The following is an 18,486-nucleotide window of genomic DNA, read 5'->3' on the forward strand; positions in this document are numbered from 1 at the left end:
ATAGTCCGATTGGTCTATTCCTGCTTTTTCATAACTGATTATATCGTTTAGTAATTTCAGATTGTCTTGTTTTAAAAATTTTTGGAGGTTTTTGAATGAACGACAGCAGCGAGCTTTTGATATTGCTCCGCCTTCGCGGCACACTCTCCCCTTCTCTGCTGACCAAGTGGTGGAAGCAGGACCCTTCCTTGTCTCTTACGGGCGAAAAAAACCATCTTTTAACGAAACTTTCATTAAAAAGATCAGACTTGTGCTCCATACGAAAACTGGCGGAACAAGAACTGTCTAACGTTAAACGGCTTATCCGTTCTTACGAGGCGGACGGTGTCCGCATGACCGCCATATCTTCCCCCGACTATCCAGCCAGCCTGAAAACCATTCATGACCCGCCTCCCGTCCTTTTTTTAAAAGGAAACGAAAAACTTCTCCATGAACAAAGACTGATCGGAATCGTCGGAACCCGCAGCCCGTCATTATACGGAAAAAGAGCAGCGGTCCATCTTGTCAGGGAGCTTTGCAAAAAAAGCTGGACGGTCGTCAGCGGCCTTGCAAAAGGAATTGACGGTCTCGCCCATCAGGAGAGCATCCGCTCAAAGGGAAGGACAATCGGCGTCATCGCGGGCGGATTCAACAGCATATATCCCCGTGAACACCGCCAGCTCGCCGGTCAAATGGCCGAAAGCCACCTGCTGGTATCAGAGCATCCTCCTGACATTAAACCTCAAAAATGGCACTTTCCGATGCGAAATCGGCTGATCAGCGGATTAACGGAAGGAATCGTTGTCGTCCAGGGAAAGGAAAAAAGCGGATCGCTCATCACCGCATACCAAGCCCTTGAGCAGGGGCGGGAGGTGTTCGCCGTGCCGGGTCCGATCTTTGACGCCAACTCTTTCGGTCCTTCGAGGCTGATTCAGGAAGGGGCGAAACTCGTATTGAATATTGAAGATATTTTGAGCGAACTTCCGCCTTCACACGCTCAATATACGGAGCCCGTTTAGAATTATCGTTTGACAAACCGTATTGTAATATTTAATAATAGTGAGGATTTCAAGTTTAAACGCTTTAATCGGCGTTCAACATATAGAAGGATTAAATCAAACACTTTTCGTAAAAATAATAACTATATAAACGACGATTATGCTGAATACAATAAAAAGGCTAAATTGAAAAGAGAGAGAACACCTCTTGAGGGGGATAATGTTATGTCCGAATACTTAGTCATCGTGGAATCGCCTGCAAAGGCAAAAACGATTGAGCGATACTTAGGAAAAAAATATAAAGTGAAAGCTTCGATGGGGCATGTCAGAGACTTGCCGAAAAGCCAGATGGGCGTTGACATCGAGCAGAACTTTGAACCAAAATACATTACGATCCGCGGGAAAGGCCCCGTGTTGAAAGAATTAAAAACGGCCGCCAAAAAGGCAAAAAAAGTCTATCTCGCAGCCGACCCCGACAGGGAAGGGGAAGCGATTGCGTGGCACTTGGCACACAGCCTTGATTTGGATCTGAATTCCGACTGCCGCGTCGTATTTAATGAAATTACAAAAGATGCGATTAAAGATTCATTTAAGCATCCGCGCATGATCAATATGGATCTTGTCGACGCCCAGCAGGCGAGAAGAATTCTGGACCGCCTAGTAGGGTACAAAATCAGTCCGATTTTATGGAAAAAAGTAAAAAAAGGCTTGAGTGCTGGACGTGTCCAATCTGTTGCCCTCCGTCTTATCATTGACCGGGAAAAAGAAATCAACGATTTTAAACCGGAAGAATATTGGACCATTGAAGGGTCTTTTCTCAAAGGTAAAGAAACGTTTGAAGCGAGCTTCTTCGGAATCAACGGCGAAAAGCACCAGCTGAAAAGCGAAGATGATGTGAAGCAAATCCTCTCCCAGATTAAAGGGAACAAATTTGAGGTCAAAAAGGTAACGAAAAAAGAACGGAAGCGGAACCCTGCGCTCCCGTTTACGACGTCGACGCTTCAGCAGGAAGCGGCGCGTAAATTAAATTTCCGGGCAAAGAAAACGATGATGATCGCCCAGCAGCTTTATGAAGGAATCGATCTCGGCAAAGAAGGAACGGTCGGGTTAATCACTTATATGAGAACGGATTCAACCCGTATCTCGAATACAGCTCAAGAAGAAGCGGCATCATTCATCGGCGAACAGTACGGAAAAGAATTTTTGGGGAGCAAACGAAAGCCTGCCAAAAAGAATGAAAACGCCCAGGATGCCCACGAAGCGATCAGGCCGACCTCGGTGCTCAGAAAACCTTCCGATCTTAAGGCCGTATTGGGAAGAGACCAGCTTCGGCTATACAAGCTGATCTGGGAGCGCTTTGTCGCAAGCCAAATGGCACCGGCGACACTGGATACGATGAGCGTCGATCTTGAAAACAACGGGTTGACATTTCGTGCAAACGGCAGTAAAGTCAAGTTTTCAGGCTTCATGAAAGTGTACGTTGAAGGCAAAGACGATCAGATGGAAGAGAAGAATAAGATGCTGCCAGCTCTTGCTGAAGGCGATACCGTTCTTTCAAAAGATATCGAGCCCGAACAGCACTTCACACAGCCGCCTCCGCGCTATACGGAAGCAAGGCTGGTCAAAACGCTTGAAGAGCTCGGAATCGGCCGTCCGTCCACATACGCACCGACGCTTGACACAATTCAAAAGCGCGGGTATGTTGCCCTTGATAACAAACGCTTTACCCCGACTGAGCTCGGTGAAATCGTGCTTGAATTGATCATGGAGTTCTTCCCTGAGATCATTAACGTTGAGTTCACCGCCAAAATGGAGAAAGAGCTTGATGATGTTGAAGACGGGAACATTCAATGGGTGCAGATCATCGATTCCTTTTACAAGGACTTTGAAAAACGCGTTGAAAAGGCGGAAGCCGAGATGCAGGAAGTGGAAATCGAACCGGAGTATGCGGGTGTTGACTGCGAATTGTGCAGCCATCCGATGGTCTATAAAATGGGCCGCTACGGCAAGTTTATGGCCTGCTCCAATTTTCCGGACTGCCGCAACACCAAGCCGATTGTAAAAGAGATCGGCGTCAAATGCCCTTCATGCAAAACCGGCAACATCGTCGAGCGCAAATCAAAAAAACGCCGCATTTTTTACGGCTGTGACCGCTATCCTGAATGCGAATTCGTATCATGGGATAAACCGCTTGAACGGAAATGTCCGAAATGTGAGGACATGCTTGTGGAGAAAAAGCTCAAAAAAGGCGTTCAAGTGCAGTGCGTTAATTGCGATTATAAGGAAGAACAACAAAAGTAGCGGTGAGCAGGGCTTTGCTCACCTTCTTTGTTGTGTTAAAAGAATAAGTCAACTCATAAATTAGGAGATGTGAATATGAATCAAACAGTAAATGTCATCGGTGCAGGACTTGCCGGAAGTGAAGCGGCATGGCAGCTTGCTAAGCGCGGTATCAATGTCCGTTTATACGAAATGAGGCCTGTCAAGCAAACGCCGGCACACCATACAGATAAATTTGCAGAACTTGTTTGCAGCAACTCGCTTCGGGCGAATTCATTAACGAATGCTGTCGGTGTATTAAAGGAAGAAATGCGGGTTCTTGACTCGGCCATCATCGCTGCTGCTGACGAATGTTCTGTTCCTGCCGGCGGTGCGCTTGCCGTAGACAGGCATGAATTTGCCGCAAACGTTACCGAAAAAGTAAAGAATCATCCGAATGTGACTGTGCTCAATGAAGAAGTCACGGAAATACCGGAAGGGCCGACAATCATTGCGACAGGACCGCTGACATCAGAAGCGCTTTCCGCAAAGCTCCGGGAGCTGACAGGCGAAGACTATCTGTACTTTTATGACGCCGCTGCGCCGATTGTTGAGAAAGACAGCCTTGACATGGATAAAGTCTATTTGAAATCCCGCTATGACAAAGGGGAGGCAGCGTATTTGAACTGTCCGATGACAGAAGAAGAGTTTGACAGGTTTTATGACGCCCTCGTGTCTGCGGAAACCGTTCCATTGAAAGAATTTGAAAAGGAAATCTTCTTTGAAGGCTGTATGCCGATTGAAGTTATGGCGAAGCGCGGAAAAAAAACAATGCTGTTTGGCCCGATGAAGCCAGTCGGACTTGAAGATCCCAAAACAGGGAAGCGCCCATACGCTGTTGTACAGCTGCGCCAAGATGATGCAGCCGGCACGCTTTATAATATCGTCGGTTTTCAGACCCACCTCAAATGGGGTGATCAAAAGGAAGTGCTCCGCCTCATTCCGGGACTGGAACAAGCTGAAATCGTCCGCTACGGCGTGATGCACAGAAATACGTTCATCAACTCGCCTAGTCTTTTAAAAGCGACCTACCAGTTTAAAAAACGGGACGATCTGTTTTTCGCCGGTCAAATGACAGGTGTTGAAGGGTATGTTGAATCAGCGGCTTCAGGTCTTGTGGCCGGTATAAATGCGGCTCGGCTCATCCAGGGAAAAGAACCGGTCACTTTTTCAAATGAAACAGCGATCGGCAGCATGGCCCATTACATCACGGAAACAAACAAGAAAAACTTCCAGCCGATGAATGCAAACTTCGGCCTGTTCAAGGAATTGGGTGTTAAAATTAAAAACAAGCAGGAACGAAATGAACAGTATGCTTCGCGCGCATTGGAGACAATTCGAAATATTTCGAAAACGCTATAGTTATTCATTGCCAGATGAACTTGTTATGTGATAACATTTAAAAGCCCTTTTCGAAGAGGTGTAATGATGGCAAATGTTAAGAATTTTTTAACTTTATTCATTGAATATTTACAAATAGAAAAGAATTATTCACAATATACAATTGTGGGTTACATTTCTTCCATTGAAGACTTTGAACGCTTTTTACAAGTTCAGGGCATAAAGGGTTTTGAAGACGTGACTTATCCGGATGTGAGGATTTTCTTGACGGAAGCGCATGAAAAAGGGCTCACTCGCAGGACGATCAGCAAGAAAATTTCGGCTCTGCGAAGCTTCTATAAATTTTTATTAAGGGAAAAGATGGTAAAAGAAAACCCGTTTCTGCTTGTCAGTCTTCCGAAACAGGATAAGCGAATTCCGAAGTTTTTATATGAAAAGGAACTTGAAGAACTGTTTGAGGTTTCGGACTTGAGTACACCGCTCGGCCAAAGAAATCAGGCGCTCCTGGAACTTCTTTACGCGACAGGCATGCGGGTAAGCGAACTTTGCAGCCTGAAGGAATCTGATTTGGATCTGTTTTTAGATACGGTTTTGGTCTACGGGAAAGGCAGGAAGCAAAGGTATATTCCATTTGGTTCATTCGCCCGGGAGGCTTTGGATCTGTATTTGCAAAATGGAAGACGCATCCTTCTGTTAAAAGCGAAAGAGCCCTGCCCTTTTATTTTTTTGAATCAAAGGGGCGGGCCCTTAACCCCGAGGGGGGTTCGTTACATTTTGGGAGAACTGGTCAAGAAGACTTCGGGTACATTACATATACATCCGCATATGCTCCGCCATACTTTTGCCACCCATTTGTTAAATGAGGGTGCGGATCTCAGGAGCGTTCAGGAACTGCTTGGGCATTCAAATCTTTCTTCAACCCAGGTGTATACGCATGTATCTAAAGATATGCTCAGAAAGACATATATGTCTCATCACCCTCGGGCACATAAAGGGAAATAAAGGAGGTTCTTTTATGTCATCTTTTCACGCAACGACGATATTTGCCGTCCAGCACAACGGAAAAAGCGCGATGGCGGGAGACGGCCAGGTTACGTTCGGTCAGGCTGTCGTCATGAAGCATACCGCTAGAAAGGTAAGAAAGCTCTTTAACGGAAAAGTCATTGCCGGCTTTGCCGGTTCTGTTGCGGACGCTTTCACGCTCTTTGAAATGTTTGAAGCGAAGCTTGAAGAGTACAACGGCAATTTGCAGCGGGCGGCAGTCGAGCTTGCAAAAGAGTGGCGAAGCGATAAAGTCCTCAGAAAGCTTGAGGCGATGCTGATCGTCATGAATGCTGACAGCATGCTGCTCGTTTCCGGAACAGGCGAAGTGATAGAACCTGACGACGGCATTTTGGCGATCGGCTCAGGTGGAAACTACGCCCTGGCAGCCGGAAGGGCGCTGAAACGCCATGCAGGCGGCCAGCTCGACGCGAAAGCGATTGCGAGGGCCTCACTTGAAACCGCGGGCGAAATCTGTGTGTATACGAACGATCAGATCATTGTAGAAGAACTTGAATAGAAAGGATATGAGGCATATGGAAAAAAAGCCGCTGACTCCTAGGCAGATCGTCGAAAGACTTGATCAATACATCGTCGGCCAGCTCGATGCGAAAAAAGCGGTCGCCGTGGCATTGAGGAACCGCTACAGAAGAAGTCTTCTTGATGAAAAATTGCGCGAAGAAATCGTTCCGAAAAACATATTGATGATGGGCCCGACAGGTGTGGGAAAAACCGAGATTGCAAGACGAATCGCGAAGCTCGTCGGCGCTCCGTTCGTCAAAATCGAAGCGACGAAGTTCACAGAAGTCGGTTATGTGGGCAGAGATGTTGAATCGATGGTCAGAGATCTTGTGGAAACGTCAATCCGCCTGGTCAAAGAGGAAAAAATGAACGAAGTGAAAGGCATCGCCGAAGAAAACGCAAATAAACGCCTCGTCCGCCTGCTTGTACCGGGAAGAAAAAAACAGACGGGTGCGAAAAATCCTTTTGAAATGCTGTTTGGAGGAAATCAGGATCAAGAGACCAATGAAGCGGAAAAGCATGAAGACACGGATATCGAAAACAACCGGAAGCGGATTGCACATCAGCTTGCTCTCGGCGAACTTGAAGACCATTATGTCACCGTTGAGGTGGAGGAGCAGCAGCCGTCCATGTTTGATATGCTCCAAGGCTCGGGTATGGAACAGATGGGCATGAACATGCAGGATGCGCTCAGCAGCCTGATGCCGAAAAAGAAAAAGCGCCGCAAGCTTACCGTCAGGGAAGCGCGAAAAGTGCTGACAAATGAAGAAGCGGCAAAGCTCATCGATATGGATGAAGCTGCCCAGGAAGCTGTCCTGAGAGCCGAACAGTCGGGAATCATCTTTATCGATGAGATCGACAAAATCGCTAAAAAGAGCGGTGCTTCTTCATCGGCGGACGTCTCAAGAGAGGGCGTGCAGCGCGATATTCTTCCGATTGTAGAAGGCTCTACCGTCATGACGAAGTACGGTGCGGTCAAAACGGACCACGTGCTGTTCATTGCTGCAGGTGCATTCCACATGGCGAAGCCTTCAGATCTAATTCCGGAGCTGCAGGGACGCTTTCCGATCCGTGTTGAGCTTCAAAAGCTGAGCATCGATGACTTTGTGAAAATCTTAACTGAGCCTGACAACGCTCTTCTAAAGCAGTATAAAGCTTTATTGAAGACGGAAGGTATATCTCTTGAATTTTCTGACGATGCTATTCGTAAGATTGCAGAAGTGGCTTATCATGTGAACCAGGACACAGACAATATCGGGGCGAGAAGGCTTCACACCATTTTGGAACGTCTTTTGGAAGAACTGTCATTCGAGGCTCCGGATGTGATGATGGAGGAAGTTGTCATCACGCCTCAATATGTTGAAGAAAAGCTCGGTTCGATCGCTAAGAATAAGGATTTAAGCCAGTTTATTTTATAAACAATTAAATAAGAGTAATTTAGGAGGATCAATTTATTATGGCTTTATTACAAAAAACAAGAAAGATTAATGCAATGCTGCAAAATGCGGCAGGGAAGCCGGTTAATTTTAAAGAAATGGCCGAAACGCTTCGCGATGTGATTGATTCGAACATTTTCGTCGTCAGCCGCAGAGGAAAACTTCTCGGTTTCTCGATCAACCAGCAGATCGAAAATGACCGGATGAAAAAAATGCTTGAAGAGCGCCAGTTTCCTGAAGACTATACAAAAAGTCTTTTCAACATTCCGGAAACTTCATCTAACCTTGACATTAACAGCGAATACACGGCTTTCCCTGTGGAAAACCGCGATTTGTTCCAAGCGGGTCTGACCACAGTCGTTCCGATCATCGGAGGAGGCGAAAGACTCGGCACCTTGATTCTGTCCCGCCTTCAGGAGAAGTTCGAGGATGACGATCTGATCCTTGCTGAATATGGCGCCACGGTCGTAGGAATGGAAATTCTCAGAGAAAAAGCTGAAGAGATCGAAGAGGAAGCACGCAGCAAAGCGGTTGTCCAAATGGCGATCAGTTCATTATCTTACAGCGAGCTTGAAGCAATTGAACATATTTTTGAAGAGCTTGACGGAAATGAAGGCCTGCTTGTCGCAAGTAAAATTGCAGACCGCGTCGGCATCACCCGCTCGGTCATTGTCAATGCATTGCGTAAACTTGAAAGCGCCGGTGTCATTGAATCAAGGTCATTAGGGATGAAAGGCACATACATTAAAGTGCTGAACAACAAATTTTTAATGGAATTAGAAAAACTAAAGTCTCATTAAAAGGTGAAAGCCGCAGAACATGCCGTTCTGCGGCTTTTTTTATTTCATGTTTTAAACTATATTATCGTAATTTTTTTATAGTGAAAACAAATAGAATGCGGTGCTAAATCAATGCGTTACTTGAATAAAAGATATACTAACATAATGTTCTGAAACTTTAACACACGTAACATTACATAGTTCTTATAATCTAGGTAAAAAGACCTATTTGCAAAATAGATATTTCTTACGAGTTTTTTTTGCTTCCAGATCATAGACTTTAAGCCTATTATTCCTTACAATAGGCTTATGGTTTTTACAATTCTCGACAAGATTTTAAGACAGATGGAAAAAGATTGGAGGTATTTGGCGATGGATATATTTTCAGGAACAATACATAGACTAGAGGGAGCCTTGAATCAAGCAAACATTAAGCAAAAAGTCATAACGAATAATCTGGCCAATGTAGATACACCGAACTACAAGGCGAAAAAAGTATCCTTTAAAAATGTGCTGAATGAGGAGTCCTCCCGGATTAATGCCATAAAAACAGACTATAGACACATTGACTTCAAAGGGAATGAGTCAAATTATTCAGTTGTGTCGAGAAAGAATACAACTTATCAAGAAAACGGGAACAACGTGGACGTTGATCAGGAAATGAGTGAAATGGCGAAAAATCAAATCCAGTATCAAGCGCTGGTTGAAAGAATAAGCGGCAAATTCAACTCACTTAGGACCGCGATTACAGGAGGTAAATAATGGGGGTATTCAACAGCATCAACATTTCAGCTTCAGCGTTGACTGCACAGAGAGTCAGAATGGATACCGTTTCTTCCAACTTGGCAAACATGGATACGACGAGAGCGAAGCTGGTCGACGGTCAGTGGCAGCCGTATAGAAGAAAGCTTGTATCGACGGCTCCGAAAGGCGAATCCTTTTCATCCGTTCTCCAATCATCGATGAATGCATCGGCAAGAGTCGGCGAAGGGGTGAAGGTGACCAAGATCAGCGAAGACAAAACACCGTTTAAACTCGTTTATGATCCGACGCATCCCGACGCAAACGAAGACGGATATGTGCAGATGCCGAATGTCGATCCGCTAAAAGAGATGGTCGATTTAATGAGCAGCACAAGGTCATATGAAGCGAATGTCACAGCAATGAACGCGACAAAAGGAATGCTGATGAAAGCATTAGAAATCGGAAAGTAGGGTGATGACACGAATGGTTAATGGAATCTCTCCGTTTGGAGTTCAATCCGTGCAGGCGGGAACGAATGCAACAAATCAGATCGCGAACAAGCAGGACGGTTCAGAGAACCAAGTCAGCTTTTCCAACGTGCTGAAGGATTCTATCAATGCTTTGAATCAATCTCAAAATGAATCTGATAAACTGACAAACGCGCTTGCTCTCGGTCAGGATGTCAACCTTGATGAAGTGATGGTTGCAGCCCAAAAGGCAAACATTACATTGACGGCTGCGACGGAATTCCGCAACAAAGCGGTTGAAGCTTATCAGGAAATCATGAGAATGCAAATGTAAGAAAGGAGTCTGAAAGCGAAGAGAATTAGTGTAACTACCGGGGGAGTAAGATGAATCGTACTTTATTGCAAATTAAAACGAAAATAACTGATTTTTGGAAAAACAGATCAAAGCTGCAGAAGATTTTGCTGATCGGCATTGTCGCTCTGGCAGTGATCATGTCAATCATCATTGGAATTGTTGCTTCGTCAAATAAAATGGTGCCGCTCTATAAAGATTTGTCAGCTGAAGAAACCGGCCAAATCAAACAGGTGCTCGATGAAAAAGGTATTCCATCTGAAGTTGCAGCTGACGGTTCAGTCATCAAAGTTCCGGAAGAAACAGTCGACGGACTGAAAGTCGATCTTGCGGCAGAGGGTCTTCCGAAAAGCGGAAGCATCGATTATTCGTTCTTTGGCGAAAATGCCGGTTTCGGTATGACGGACAACGAATTTGACGTTTTGAAAGTGAAAGCAACGCAAACCGAGCTTTCCAACCTCATCAAAGGAATAGACGGGATTAAAGATTCGAAGGTTATGATTAACCTGCCGAAGGAATCCGTCTTTGTCGGAGAGGAAAAGCCGGAAGCATCCGCTTCAATTGTTCTCCAGGTGAAGCCCGGCCACACGCTTGATCAAAATGAAATCAACGGCCTTTATCATCTCGTATCGAAAAGCGTGCCAAACCTTGACCCGAAAAACATCGTGATCATGGATCAAAACTCCACATATTACGATCAAACAGGCAAAGAGTCCGGTTCTTACGCTGACAGCTATTCTTCCCAAAGGGAAGTCAAAGCCCAGATCGAAAAGGACCTGCAAAGACAAATTCAAACCATGCTCGGCACGATGATGGGACAGGATAAAGTGGTTGTATCCGTCACATCTGACATCGATTTCACAAAAGAAAACAGGACGGAAGACCTGGTTGAACCTGTCGACAAAGAAAATATGGAAGGGATCACGGTCAGCGCAGAGCGCGTCAGTGAAACGTATTCCGGACAGGGAGCACAAGCGGGAGGCGTCAACGGAACAGGTGAAAACGATGTAACGAACTATGCGGAAACAGAAGGCGGAACAGGCAACGGAGACTATGAGAAAAGCGAAGAACGGATCAACAATGAAGTCAACAGAATCCATAAAGAAATCGCTGAGAGCCCGTACAAAATCAGAGATCTGGGCGTCCAGGTCATGGTTGAACCGCCTGATGCAAACAACCCGCAGTCACTGCCTGCTGAAAGGGAAGACGATATTAAAAAAATCCTCTCAACCATTGTGAAAACATCGATTGACAAGAACTATGAAGAAGAGCCTCTAACAGATGAGGATGTTGAAAATAAAATCGTTGTTTCTGTCCAATCGTTCGACGGCAAGCAGACAATCGATGAAGGAACGGAAACAGGCGGCATACCGATGTGGGTTTACATCGCAGGCGGAGCAGCGCTTGTTGCTATAATCGGCCTCATCATCTGGCTTGTCAGAAGACGTAAAAATAGAGATGACGAATATGAGGAAGAATGGTATGAGACGCCTCAGGAACCGATTCGGGTTGCTGATGTGAACAATGAAAAAGAGACGGAAGAAACTGTCAGACGAAAACAGCTTGAAAAAATGGCGAAAGATAAGCCTGAAGAATTCGCCAAATTGCTGCGCAGCTGGCTGACCGAGGATTAGGAGGAGTATTGAAATGGCAAAAATGAAACAAGACAGGCTTACAGGCAAACAAAAAGCGGCCATTCTCATGATATCCTTAGGGCTTGATGTGTCAGCTTCCGTTTATAAGCATTTAACAGACGAAGAAATCGAAAGGCTGACGCTTGAAATATCAAATGTCAGAGCTGTATCACCAGAGAAAAAAGATGAAATTATTCAGGAATTTCATGAAACGGCTGTTGCTCAAGAATATATATCACAAGGCGGCATCCAATACGCCAAGCAGGTGCTTGACAAAGCGCTTGGCGAAGACAAAGCCGCCAGCATTATCAACAGGCTGACATCGTCTCTTCAAGTCAGACCGTTCGATTTTGCCAGAAAAGCGGACCCCGAGCAGATTCTGAACTTTATCCAGCATGAGCATCCGCAGACGATCGCATTAATTCTGTCTTATCTCGATCCCGTGCAATCCGGTCAGATATTGTCAGAACTGAATCAGGATGTGCAGGCAGAGGTTGCAAGACGGATCGCTGTCATGGACAGGACGTCACCGGAAATCATTAATGAAGTCGAACAGATTCTGGAGCAAAAGCTATCCTCCACATTCACTCAGGACTATACGCAGACAGGCGGCATCGAAGCCGTTGTCGAAGTGTTGAACGGAGTTGACAGAGGTACGGAGAAAACGATCCTTGACGCCCTTGAAATTCAGGATCCTGATCTTGCCGACGAGATTAAAAAGCGGATGTTTGTCTTTGAAGATATCGTTACGCTTGATAACCGCGCCATTCAGAGGGTTATCCGCGATGTGGAAAACGACGATCTGCTTCTCTCTCTCAAAGTGGCCAGCGAAGAGGTCAAAGACATCGTCTTCAGCAATATGTCGCAGCGTATGGCCGAAACATTTAAAGAAGAAATGGAATTCATGGGCCCTGTGCGTCTGCGTGATGTAGAAGAAGCGCAATCCAGAATCGTAAGCGTCATCCGAAGACTTGAAGAAGCAGGTGAGATCGTGATCGCCAGAGGCGGAGGAGATGATATCATTGTCTAACATTATTAAACAGCGATTATCATCAATACCGCCAAAAGAAAGGCGGACGATTTCATTAAAGGAAGTCAAACTTCCTGAAACAGAAACCGAACTTGATACCGGACAGGATCCGGAATTCCTCCTCGATCATGCCAGACAAGAAGCCGGGAAAATATACGAAAAAGCCAGCGCTGAACTCGAACAGGTCAGACGGCAAATCGAAGAGGAAAGGTTAAGCTGGGAAAAAGAACGCGAAGCGCTGATAGACCAGGCGAAACAAGAAGGCTTTCAAGCGGGGTTTGAACAGGGAAAGACTGAGGCCCAAAGCGCTTATCAATCCTATTTGGATGAAGCCAATGCCATCGTCAGAACGGCGAGGCATGACTATGAAGAAAAGATCGAACAATCTTCCGAAGTAATTGTCGAACTTGCCGTGTCACTGGCTAAAAAAGTTTGGAATCAAAAGGCTGACGACAAAGAAGCTTTTACAGCCCTTGTCAAACAGGTGCTGTCCGAAATGAAGGAGTTCGATGACATTGCCGTCTATGTGGATCCGGAGTATTACACGGAGGTTCAAAGCCACAAAAACGAACTTGAGCAGCTTCTCCAATACGGCGCCCATCTCGCGATATACGCCGATGAAAAAGCGCCGAAAGGAACGTGCTATGTTGAAACGGCTTTCGGAAGAATCGATGCAGGCATCGACACTCAATTACAGCAGCTGAAACAAAAACTGCTCAGCCTGCTTGAAACGGCGGGTGAAGTCCGTTGATGCTCAAGCAGCTCCTTGAATGTATAGAAACGGCAGACTCCTTCAAACGATACGGAAAAGTCAAACAGGCGGTCGGCCTGATGATTGAATCGAAAGGACCTGAATGCTCAATCGGCGATGTCTGCAAAATCTATACAAAAGGTGACGGGCCAAATGCCATCAAAGCTGAAGTTGTCGGTTTTAAAGACCAAAATATTCTTCTGATGCCATATTTAGAAGCGGCCAATATTGCACCCGGCAGCATTGTCGAAGCGACGGGCGAATCGCTCAGAGTCAAAGTCGGCTCCGGCTTGATCGGGCAAGTTGTCGATGCTTTCGGCAATCCGCTCGACGGCAGCGCGCTTCCGAAAGGTCTGGCTCAAGTTTCGACAGACCAGGCGCCGCCTAATCCGATGAAAAGACCGCCGATCAGAGAAAAAATGGCGGTCGGGGTCAGATCGATCGACAGTCTGCTGACCGTCGGAAAAGGACAACGTGTCGGGATATTCGCCGGAAGCGGCGTCGGAAAAAGCACGCTTATGGGAATGATTGCGAGAGAGACGGCCGCAGACTTGAATGTTATCGCTCTTGTCGGAGAGCGGGGCCGGGAAGTCAGGGAGTTCATAGAGAAAGATCTTGGCGAAGAAGGGCTGAAGCGCACGATTGTTGTAGTGGCTACATCTGACCAGCCGGCATTAATGCGGCTGAAAGCAGCCTATACAGCAACTGCGATTGCCGAGTACTTCCGCGACAAAGGACAAAACGTCATGTTCATGATGGACTCGGTGACAAGGGTCGCCATGGCTCAGAGGGAAATCGGCCTGGCGACCGGCGAACCGCCGACGACGAAAGGTTATACACCCTCAGTGTTCGCTATTTTACCTAAGCTCTTAGAACGAACAGGAACGACGGAAAACGGGTCAATCACTGCTTTCTATACGGTTCTTGTCGACGGCGATGATATGAATGAACCGATTGCCGATACTGTCAGGGGAATCTTGGACGGTCATATCGTTCTTGACCGGAGCCTTGCGAATAAAGGCCAGTTTCCGGCAGTCAACATTTTAAAAAGCATCAGCAGGGTGATGTCGAACATCGCCGAGAAAGACCATATAAGAGCGGCGAACCGGTTCAGGGAAATGCTGTCAACCTATCAAAACTCTGAGGACCTGATCAACATAGGAGCCTATAAAAAAGGGTCTTCCCGAGAAATTGACGAGGCCATCCAATTCCACCCTAAGCTGATCAGCTTTCTCAAGCAGGAAGTGGATGAAGCGGCATCGCTGGAAGAGAGCATTTCCTTATTAAAGAGTCTTACAGGAAGAGAGGATTAAGAATGGCTTATTCATTTAAATTTCAAAAGCTCCTCGAGCTTAAAGAAAATGAAAAAGACCAATCATTCGCTGAATATCAGCACTCAGTTTCCGAATTCGAAAAAGTCGCGGAAAAGCTGTATGAAAGCATGAGCCAAAAAGAAACGCTGGAAAAAAACAAGGAAATCAAGATGCAGACGGGGATGAGCGTTCAGGAAATGCGGCATTATCAGCAATTTGTCACAAATCTTGAAACGACAATCTACCATTATCAAAAGCTCGTCATGATGAAGAGAAATGAAATGAACGAAAAACAGCACGATTTGACGGAAAAAAATATCGAGCTGAAAAAATTTGAAAAAATGAAAGAAAAGCAGTTTGAAATGTATTCGCTGCAAAACAAAGCAAATGAGTTAAAGGAAATGGATGATATCTCCATTGCTCAGTACATAACTCAAGGAAGCTAGGGGTAGAAAAACGATGACCGAAGAAAAAAAAGCCGGTAAATTTCAGACATTTTTGTTTGTCATCGTCATTCCGCTGATCTTTTTAATCGTTGTAGCGTTCGTCGGCATGTGGCTTTTGGGCGTCAATTTCCAGGATGCAGCCTCCAAAATCCCCGTCGTAAAAGAGCTTGTGAAAAGCGGCGAGGATCAGGAAATCGATCACGCAGCAAAACAACAGGAGAACAAAGCAGAAAAGCTCCAAAAGACGATCGATGAACAAAAAAGCGAAATCGAAACGCTGACGAGTGACTTAAAAACGAGTGATCAAGAGATTAAAAGGCTGAAACAAAAAATCAGCTCACTCGAAAAAACGGCAAAAGATGAAAAAGAGCAGGATGAAAAGAACGCTGAAGGTCAAGGAGACGGAAAAGTCGTCAAAATTTATGAAAGCATGCAAAGCAATAAAGCTGCAAAAATTTTAAGCGAATTAAAAGAGGAAGAGGCAATCAACATTTTAGATTCTTTAAGCAAAAAGAAAGTGACTGAGATCCTCTCAAAAATGTCTCCTGATAAAGCGGCTGTATTCACAGAAAAGCTTGTGAAAAACGAGGCGAAAAACGAAAAGAAAAAAGAAGGGGGGGAATAGCTTGAGGCTTTTTGACGCAATCTCCTTTGATGCCAAGCCTGCGGTGGAAACCGCACCTGCAAAAACGAGCAGGACACCGATAGGAGCACTCTTTCAGAATGTGCTCCAGAAGGAAAACAGCTCACTTTCCCCTTTTCAAAAGGGAGAAGAGCCTTCTCAGGATACGCCGTTAGAAGGGCTTTTGCATGAACTGAAGCAATGGCTTTCAAATAAGGAAGACGGCTCCTTCAATGAAGACTGGCTGAATTCCCTCAAGCAGCTTGAAGAGCTGAGTGCATCTCCGGATGAACTGGCATTGGCAGAGCAGCTGCTACAGCAAATAAAAGAGCTGCTTGAAAATGCCGCCCTGCCTGGACAATCAGGCAAAACGGCTGATGCTCAGGCTTTGCCTGCCGACGAAAGCGGGACAGAAGAGCCGAAACTGCCTGACTTGCAAATTCTCGGTCAGATTCAGCAGCTGCTCGCTGCAATAATAAATGAAAATCAACCGTCACTCAAAACTTCGCAAATTGCAGAATTACTGAAACAGGTGCCGGAATTTCTCGCCGCTCTTCAGACAAAGGCGGGAACAGAAGGGCTGATTGATGAACTTAAACGTCAATTTTTCACGAAAGATCCGAGCCAATCGCAGCTTTTGTCCATGTCAAACGCCGAGCTGAAAAGCTTGAAAAGTTTAATGGAGCAGATGATGAACGCAAACACTGAACCGGATCAAAAAGAGTGGAAAATGGCCGAAAGCGAACTGAAAGCAATGCTCATGAGCAAAAAGACTGATGTCTCTCTTTCTGAGAAGCCGTTGTCCTTTGTTTTGAACGGAAGGGAAATTCAAACTGAAGGAAAGCAAGGCCAAAAGGAACAGCCGATTCAATCCTCTGTACCGGCCAATCAGCGGACAGGCACAGCGCTGATCCAGGGTCTCCAGACTTCGGCGGCAGAGGAATCTTCCGCTCAGCCGAAAAGCTTTTCAGAACAAATTCTCAGCTCATGGAAACAGATGAAGTATACACCGTTCGGCAGGTCGACAGGCAGTTTCACGATCCGCCTGAATCCTGAAAATCTTGGCTTTATCACGATCAAGCTCGTCAAACAGCACGGGATGTTTTCGAGCAAAATCATCGCATCGACCCAGTCGGCTAAAGAGCTGCTCGAACACAATCTCGCGCATCTTAAACAGGCGCTGCCCAACATGTCTGTACAAATTGACCGCTTCGGTGTTCCGCTTCAAAACAGCGATCAGACTTTCGGACAGCTGGCGGACGAACAGAAAAACCAGCATCAGCCGAAGCAAGATCAGCAAAAAGAGCAGGAAAATGAGGATTTTCAGGAGTTTCTGGATGAGCTTATCGAGACTCGATCACAGGACAGCGAGGAGGAGATCTAATGCCTGACACTTCAATTGATACAAGAACCGCCGTAGGAACAACAAACACGAAATCGACGACATCCAATTATTTGTCCGAGGCAAAAAAAGCCGAGAAAGCAGGGAGCGGATCCAATCTTGGCAAGGATGAATTTTTGAAACTGCTCATGAAACAACTGCAGTACCAAGATCCTTTAAATCCGATGGAAGACCGTGAATTCATTGCGCAAATGGCGACCTTTTCAAGCCTTGAGCAACTAACGAATCTGAACACAACGATGTCGACGTTCGTCGGACTTCAAGACCCGATGACGATGTATGTCAGCTGGATCGGAAAAGAAGTCACCTATGAAGGCGAAGACAGCGAAGAAAAAACGGCGCTTGTCAAATCAGTTAAAAGCTCAGACGGACAGTATCTGCTTGTCCTTGACGATGGAACCGAAGTCAATCCGTGGAATGTGACGGCGGTAAGCCATTCTGACAAATAAAAACAGACAATTCAGGGAGGAATAATTATGTTACGTTCACTATACTCAGGAATCAGCGGTATGAAAAACTTTCAGACAAAGCTTGATGTCGTCGCAAACAACATTTCGAATGTCAATACGGCAGGCTATAAGAAAAGCAGGGTTACGTTTAAAGATATTGTCAGTCAGCAGCTTTCCGGTGCAACGGCGTCTACTGCAAACCGCGGCTCTGTCAACGGCCAGCAGGTCGGGCTCGGTGCAACGATCGGATCGATCGATATCATTCACACAAACGCTGCGCCTTCGACAACAGGCCGCCAGCTTGACATGACCATTACAGGAGACGGCTACTTCCGCGTTGGAACAGGAGAAGAACAATACTACACAAGATCCGGAAACTTCTACCTTTCTGATGAAGGTGACCTCGTCACTGTTGACGGACTGTTCGTCTTAACGGCCAATAACGGAAAAATTAATATTCCGCAAGACGCGCAAAGCTTCAGCATCGCACCTGACGGAACCGTGTCTTATGTCGATCAAAACAACGAGAACCAGGTCGCCGGCCAGATCTCGCTTGCGACATTCAGCAACACATCCGGCTTGTCAAAAGCGGGGGACAACCTTTACCGCGAAACATTGAGTTCGGGAGATCCGCAAGTCGTTGTACCTGGGGAAGGCGGCTCAGGAAAAATTCAAACGAGTGCGCTTGAAATGTCGAACGTCGACCTTTCAGAAGAATTTTCCGAAATGATTATTGCGCAGCGCGGCTTCCAGTCCAATGCGAAAATCATTACAACCTCTGATGAAATTCTTCAGGAACTCGTCAATCTGAAGCGATAGGAGGGAAGGAGGCACCCTCGTGAAGGCGCCTCTTGATAACAC

The 18,486-nt window shown here is 46.0% G+C and carries 19 protein-coding genes; all 19 read left to right on the top strand.

The annotated features are described in order from the left end of the window. Positions 1-95 precede the first annotated feature (95 nt). Positions 96-998 carry a DNA-processing protein DprA gene (gene dprA / locus MKX80_RS08985; RefSeq protein WP_154999503.1) on the top strand — a complete coding sequence of 301 codons (903 nt, stop codon included), beginning with the start codon at positions 96-98 and terminating at the stop codon, positions 996-998. A gap of 204 nt (positions 999-1,202) precedes the next feature. Beyond that, positions 1,203-3,278 (top strand): type I DNA topoisomerase, encoded by a 2,076-nt coding sequence (topA, locus tag MKX80_RS08990; protein WP_154999502.1) that lies wholly within the window; start codon positions 1,203-1,205, stop codon positions 3,276-3,278. A 75-nt stretch (positions 3,279-3,353) separates the two neighbouring features. Next, on the top strand, positions 3,354-4,658 hold the full coding sequence (trmFO, locus tag MKX80_RS08995; protein ID WP_154999501.1) for an FADH(2)-oxidizing methylenetetrahydrofolate--tRNA-(uracil(54)-C(5))-methyltransferase TrmFO: 1,305 nt from the start codon (positions 3,354-3,356) through the stop codon (positions 4,656-4,658). Between the two features lie 66 nt (positions 4,659-4,724). After that, positions 4,725-5,639 (top strand): tyrosine recombinase XerC, encoded by a 915-nt coding sequence (gene xerC, locus MKX80_RS09000; protein ID WP_154999500.1) that lies wholly within the window; start codon positions 4,725-4,727, stop codon positions 5,637-5,639. A gap of 13 nt (positions 5,640-5,652) precedes the next feature. Continuing rightward, positions 5,653-6,198 carry an ATP-dependent protease subunit HslV gene (gene hslV, locus MKX80_RS09005; protein ID WP_043928298.1) on the top strand — a complete coding sequence of 182 codons (546 nt, stop codon included), beginning with the start codon at positions 5,653-5,655 and terminating at the stop codon, positions 6,196-6,198. Between the two features lie 7 nt (positions 6,199-6,205). After that, a complete protein-coding gene (gene hslU, locus MKX80_RS09010; protein WP_261763666.1) occupies positions 6,206-7,618 on the top strand; it encodes an HslU--HslV peptidase ATPase subunit in 1,413 nt (470 codons plus the stop codon). A gap of 38 nt (positions 7,619-7,656) precedes the next feature. Further along, on the top strand, positions 7,657-8,436 hold the full coding sequence (gene codY, locus MKX80_RS09015; RefSeq protein WP_003181756.1) for a GTP-sensing pleiotropic transcriptional regulator CodY: 780 nt from the start codon (positions 7,657-7,659) through the stop codon (positions 8,434-8,436). 351 nt (positions 8,437-8,787) lie between these two features. After that, positions 8,788-9,177 carry a flagellar basal body rod protein FlgB gene (gene flgB, locus MKX80_RS09020; protein WP_025804533.1) on the top strand — a complete coding sequence of 130 codons (390 nt, stop codon included), beginning with the start codon at positions 8,788-8,790 and terminating at the stop codon, positions 9,175-9,177. Next, positions 9,177-9,629 carry a flagellar basal body rod protein FlgC gene (gene flgC / locus MKX80_RS09025; protein WP_009328519.1) on the top strand — a complete coding sequence of 151 codons (453 nt, stop codon included), beginning with the start codon at positions 9,177-9,179 and terminating at the stop codon, positions 9,627-9,629. The genes flgB and flgC overlap by 1 nt, the downstream gene beginning before the upstream one ends. 13 nt (positions 9,630-9,642) lie before the next feature. Continuing rightward, complete coding sequence (gene fliE, locus MKX80_RS09030) at positions 9,643-9,960, top strand: flagellar hook-basal body complex protein FliE (RefSeq protein WP_043926371.1); 318 nt, start codon at positions 9,643-9,645, stop codon at positions 9,958-9,960. A 50-nt stretch (positions 9,961-10,010) separates the two neighbouring features. Further along, entirely contained in the window at positions 10,011-11,612 is a 1,602-nt protein-coding gene (fliF, locus tag MKX80_RS09035) for a flagellar basal-body MS-ring/collar protein FliF (RefSeq protein WP_154999498.1), read from the top strand. Positions 11,613-11,625: 13 nt separating this feature from the next. Beyond that, a complete protein-coding gene (gene fliG, locus MKX80_RS09040; RefSeq protein ID WP_182070689.1) occupies positions 11,626-12,642 on the top strand; it encodes a flagellar motor switch protein FliG in 1,017 nt (338 codons plus the stop codon). Further along, positions 12,626-13,393 (top strand): flagellar assembly protein FliH, encoded by a 768-nt coding sequence (fliH, locus tag MKX80_RS09045; protein WP_268293258.1) that lies wholly within the window; start codon positions 12,626-12,628, stop codon positions 13,391-13,393. Before fliG ends, fliH begins: the two co-directional genes overlap by 17 nt. Further along, positions 13,390-14,706, top strand: a complete 1,317-nt coding sequence (gene fliI, locus MKX80_RS09050) for a flagellar protein export ATPase FliI (RefSeq protein WP_154999826.1) — start codon at positions 13,390-13,392, stop codon at positions 14,704-14,706. The genes fliH and fliI overlap by 4 nt, the downstream gene beginning before the upstream one ends. 2 nt (positions 14,707-14,708) lie before the next feature. After that, a complete protein-coding gene (gene fliJ / locus MKX80_RS09055) occupies positions 14,709-15,152 on the top strand; it encodes a flagellar export protein FliJ (RefSeq protein WP_003181776.1) in 444 nt (147 codons plus the stop codon). A gap of 13 nt (positions 15,153-15,165) precedes the next feature. Further along, positions 15,166-15,777 (top strand): MotE family protein, encoded by a 612-nt coding sequence (locus tag MKX80_RS09060; RefSeq protein WP_154999827.1) that lies wholly within the window; start codon positions 15,166-15,168, stop codon positions 15,775-15,777. Position 15,778: 1 nt separating this feature from the next. Next, positions 15,779-17,158: a flagellar hook-length control protein FliK gene (locus MKX80_RS09065; RefSeq protein WP_154999828.1), complete on the top strand. Its 1,380-nt coding sequence runs from the start codon at positions 15,779-15,781 to the stop codon at positions 17,156-17,158. After that, the gene (gene flgD / locus MKX80_RS09070) at positions 17,158-17,625 is read left to right on the top strand and encodes a flagellar hook assembly protein FlgD (RefSeq protein WP_154999829.1); all 468 of its coding nucleotides are present in this window, start codon (positions 17,158-17,160) and stop codon (positions 17,623-17,625) included. Before MKX80_RS09065 ends, flgD begins: the two co-directional genes overlap by 1 nt. 27 nt (positions 17,626-17,652) lie before the next feature. Then, positions 17,653-18,444: a flagellar basal body rod protein FlgG gene (gene flgG, locus MKX80_RS09075; RefSeq protein WP_154999830.1), complete on the top strand. Its 792-nt coding sequence runs from the start codon at positions 17,653-17,655 to the stop codon at positions 18,442-18,444. The last annotated feature ends 42 nt before the right edge of the window (positions 18,445-18,486 follow it).

This window comes from Bacillus sp. FSL K6-0972 (genome assembly GCF_037976035.1).
In the GTDB taxonomy this organism is placed as follows: domain Bacteria; phylum Bacillota; class Bacilli; order Bacillales; family Bacillaceae; genus Bacillus; species Bacillus haynesii.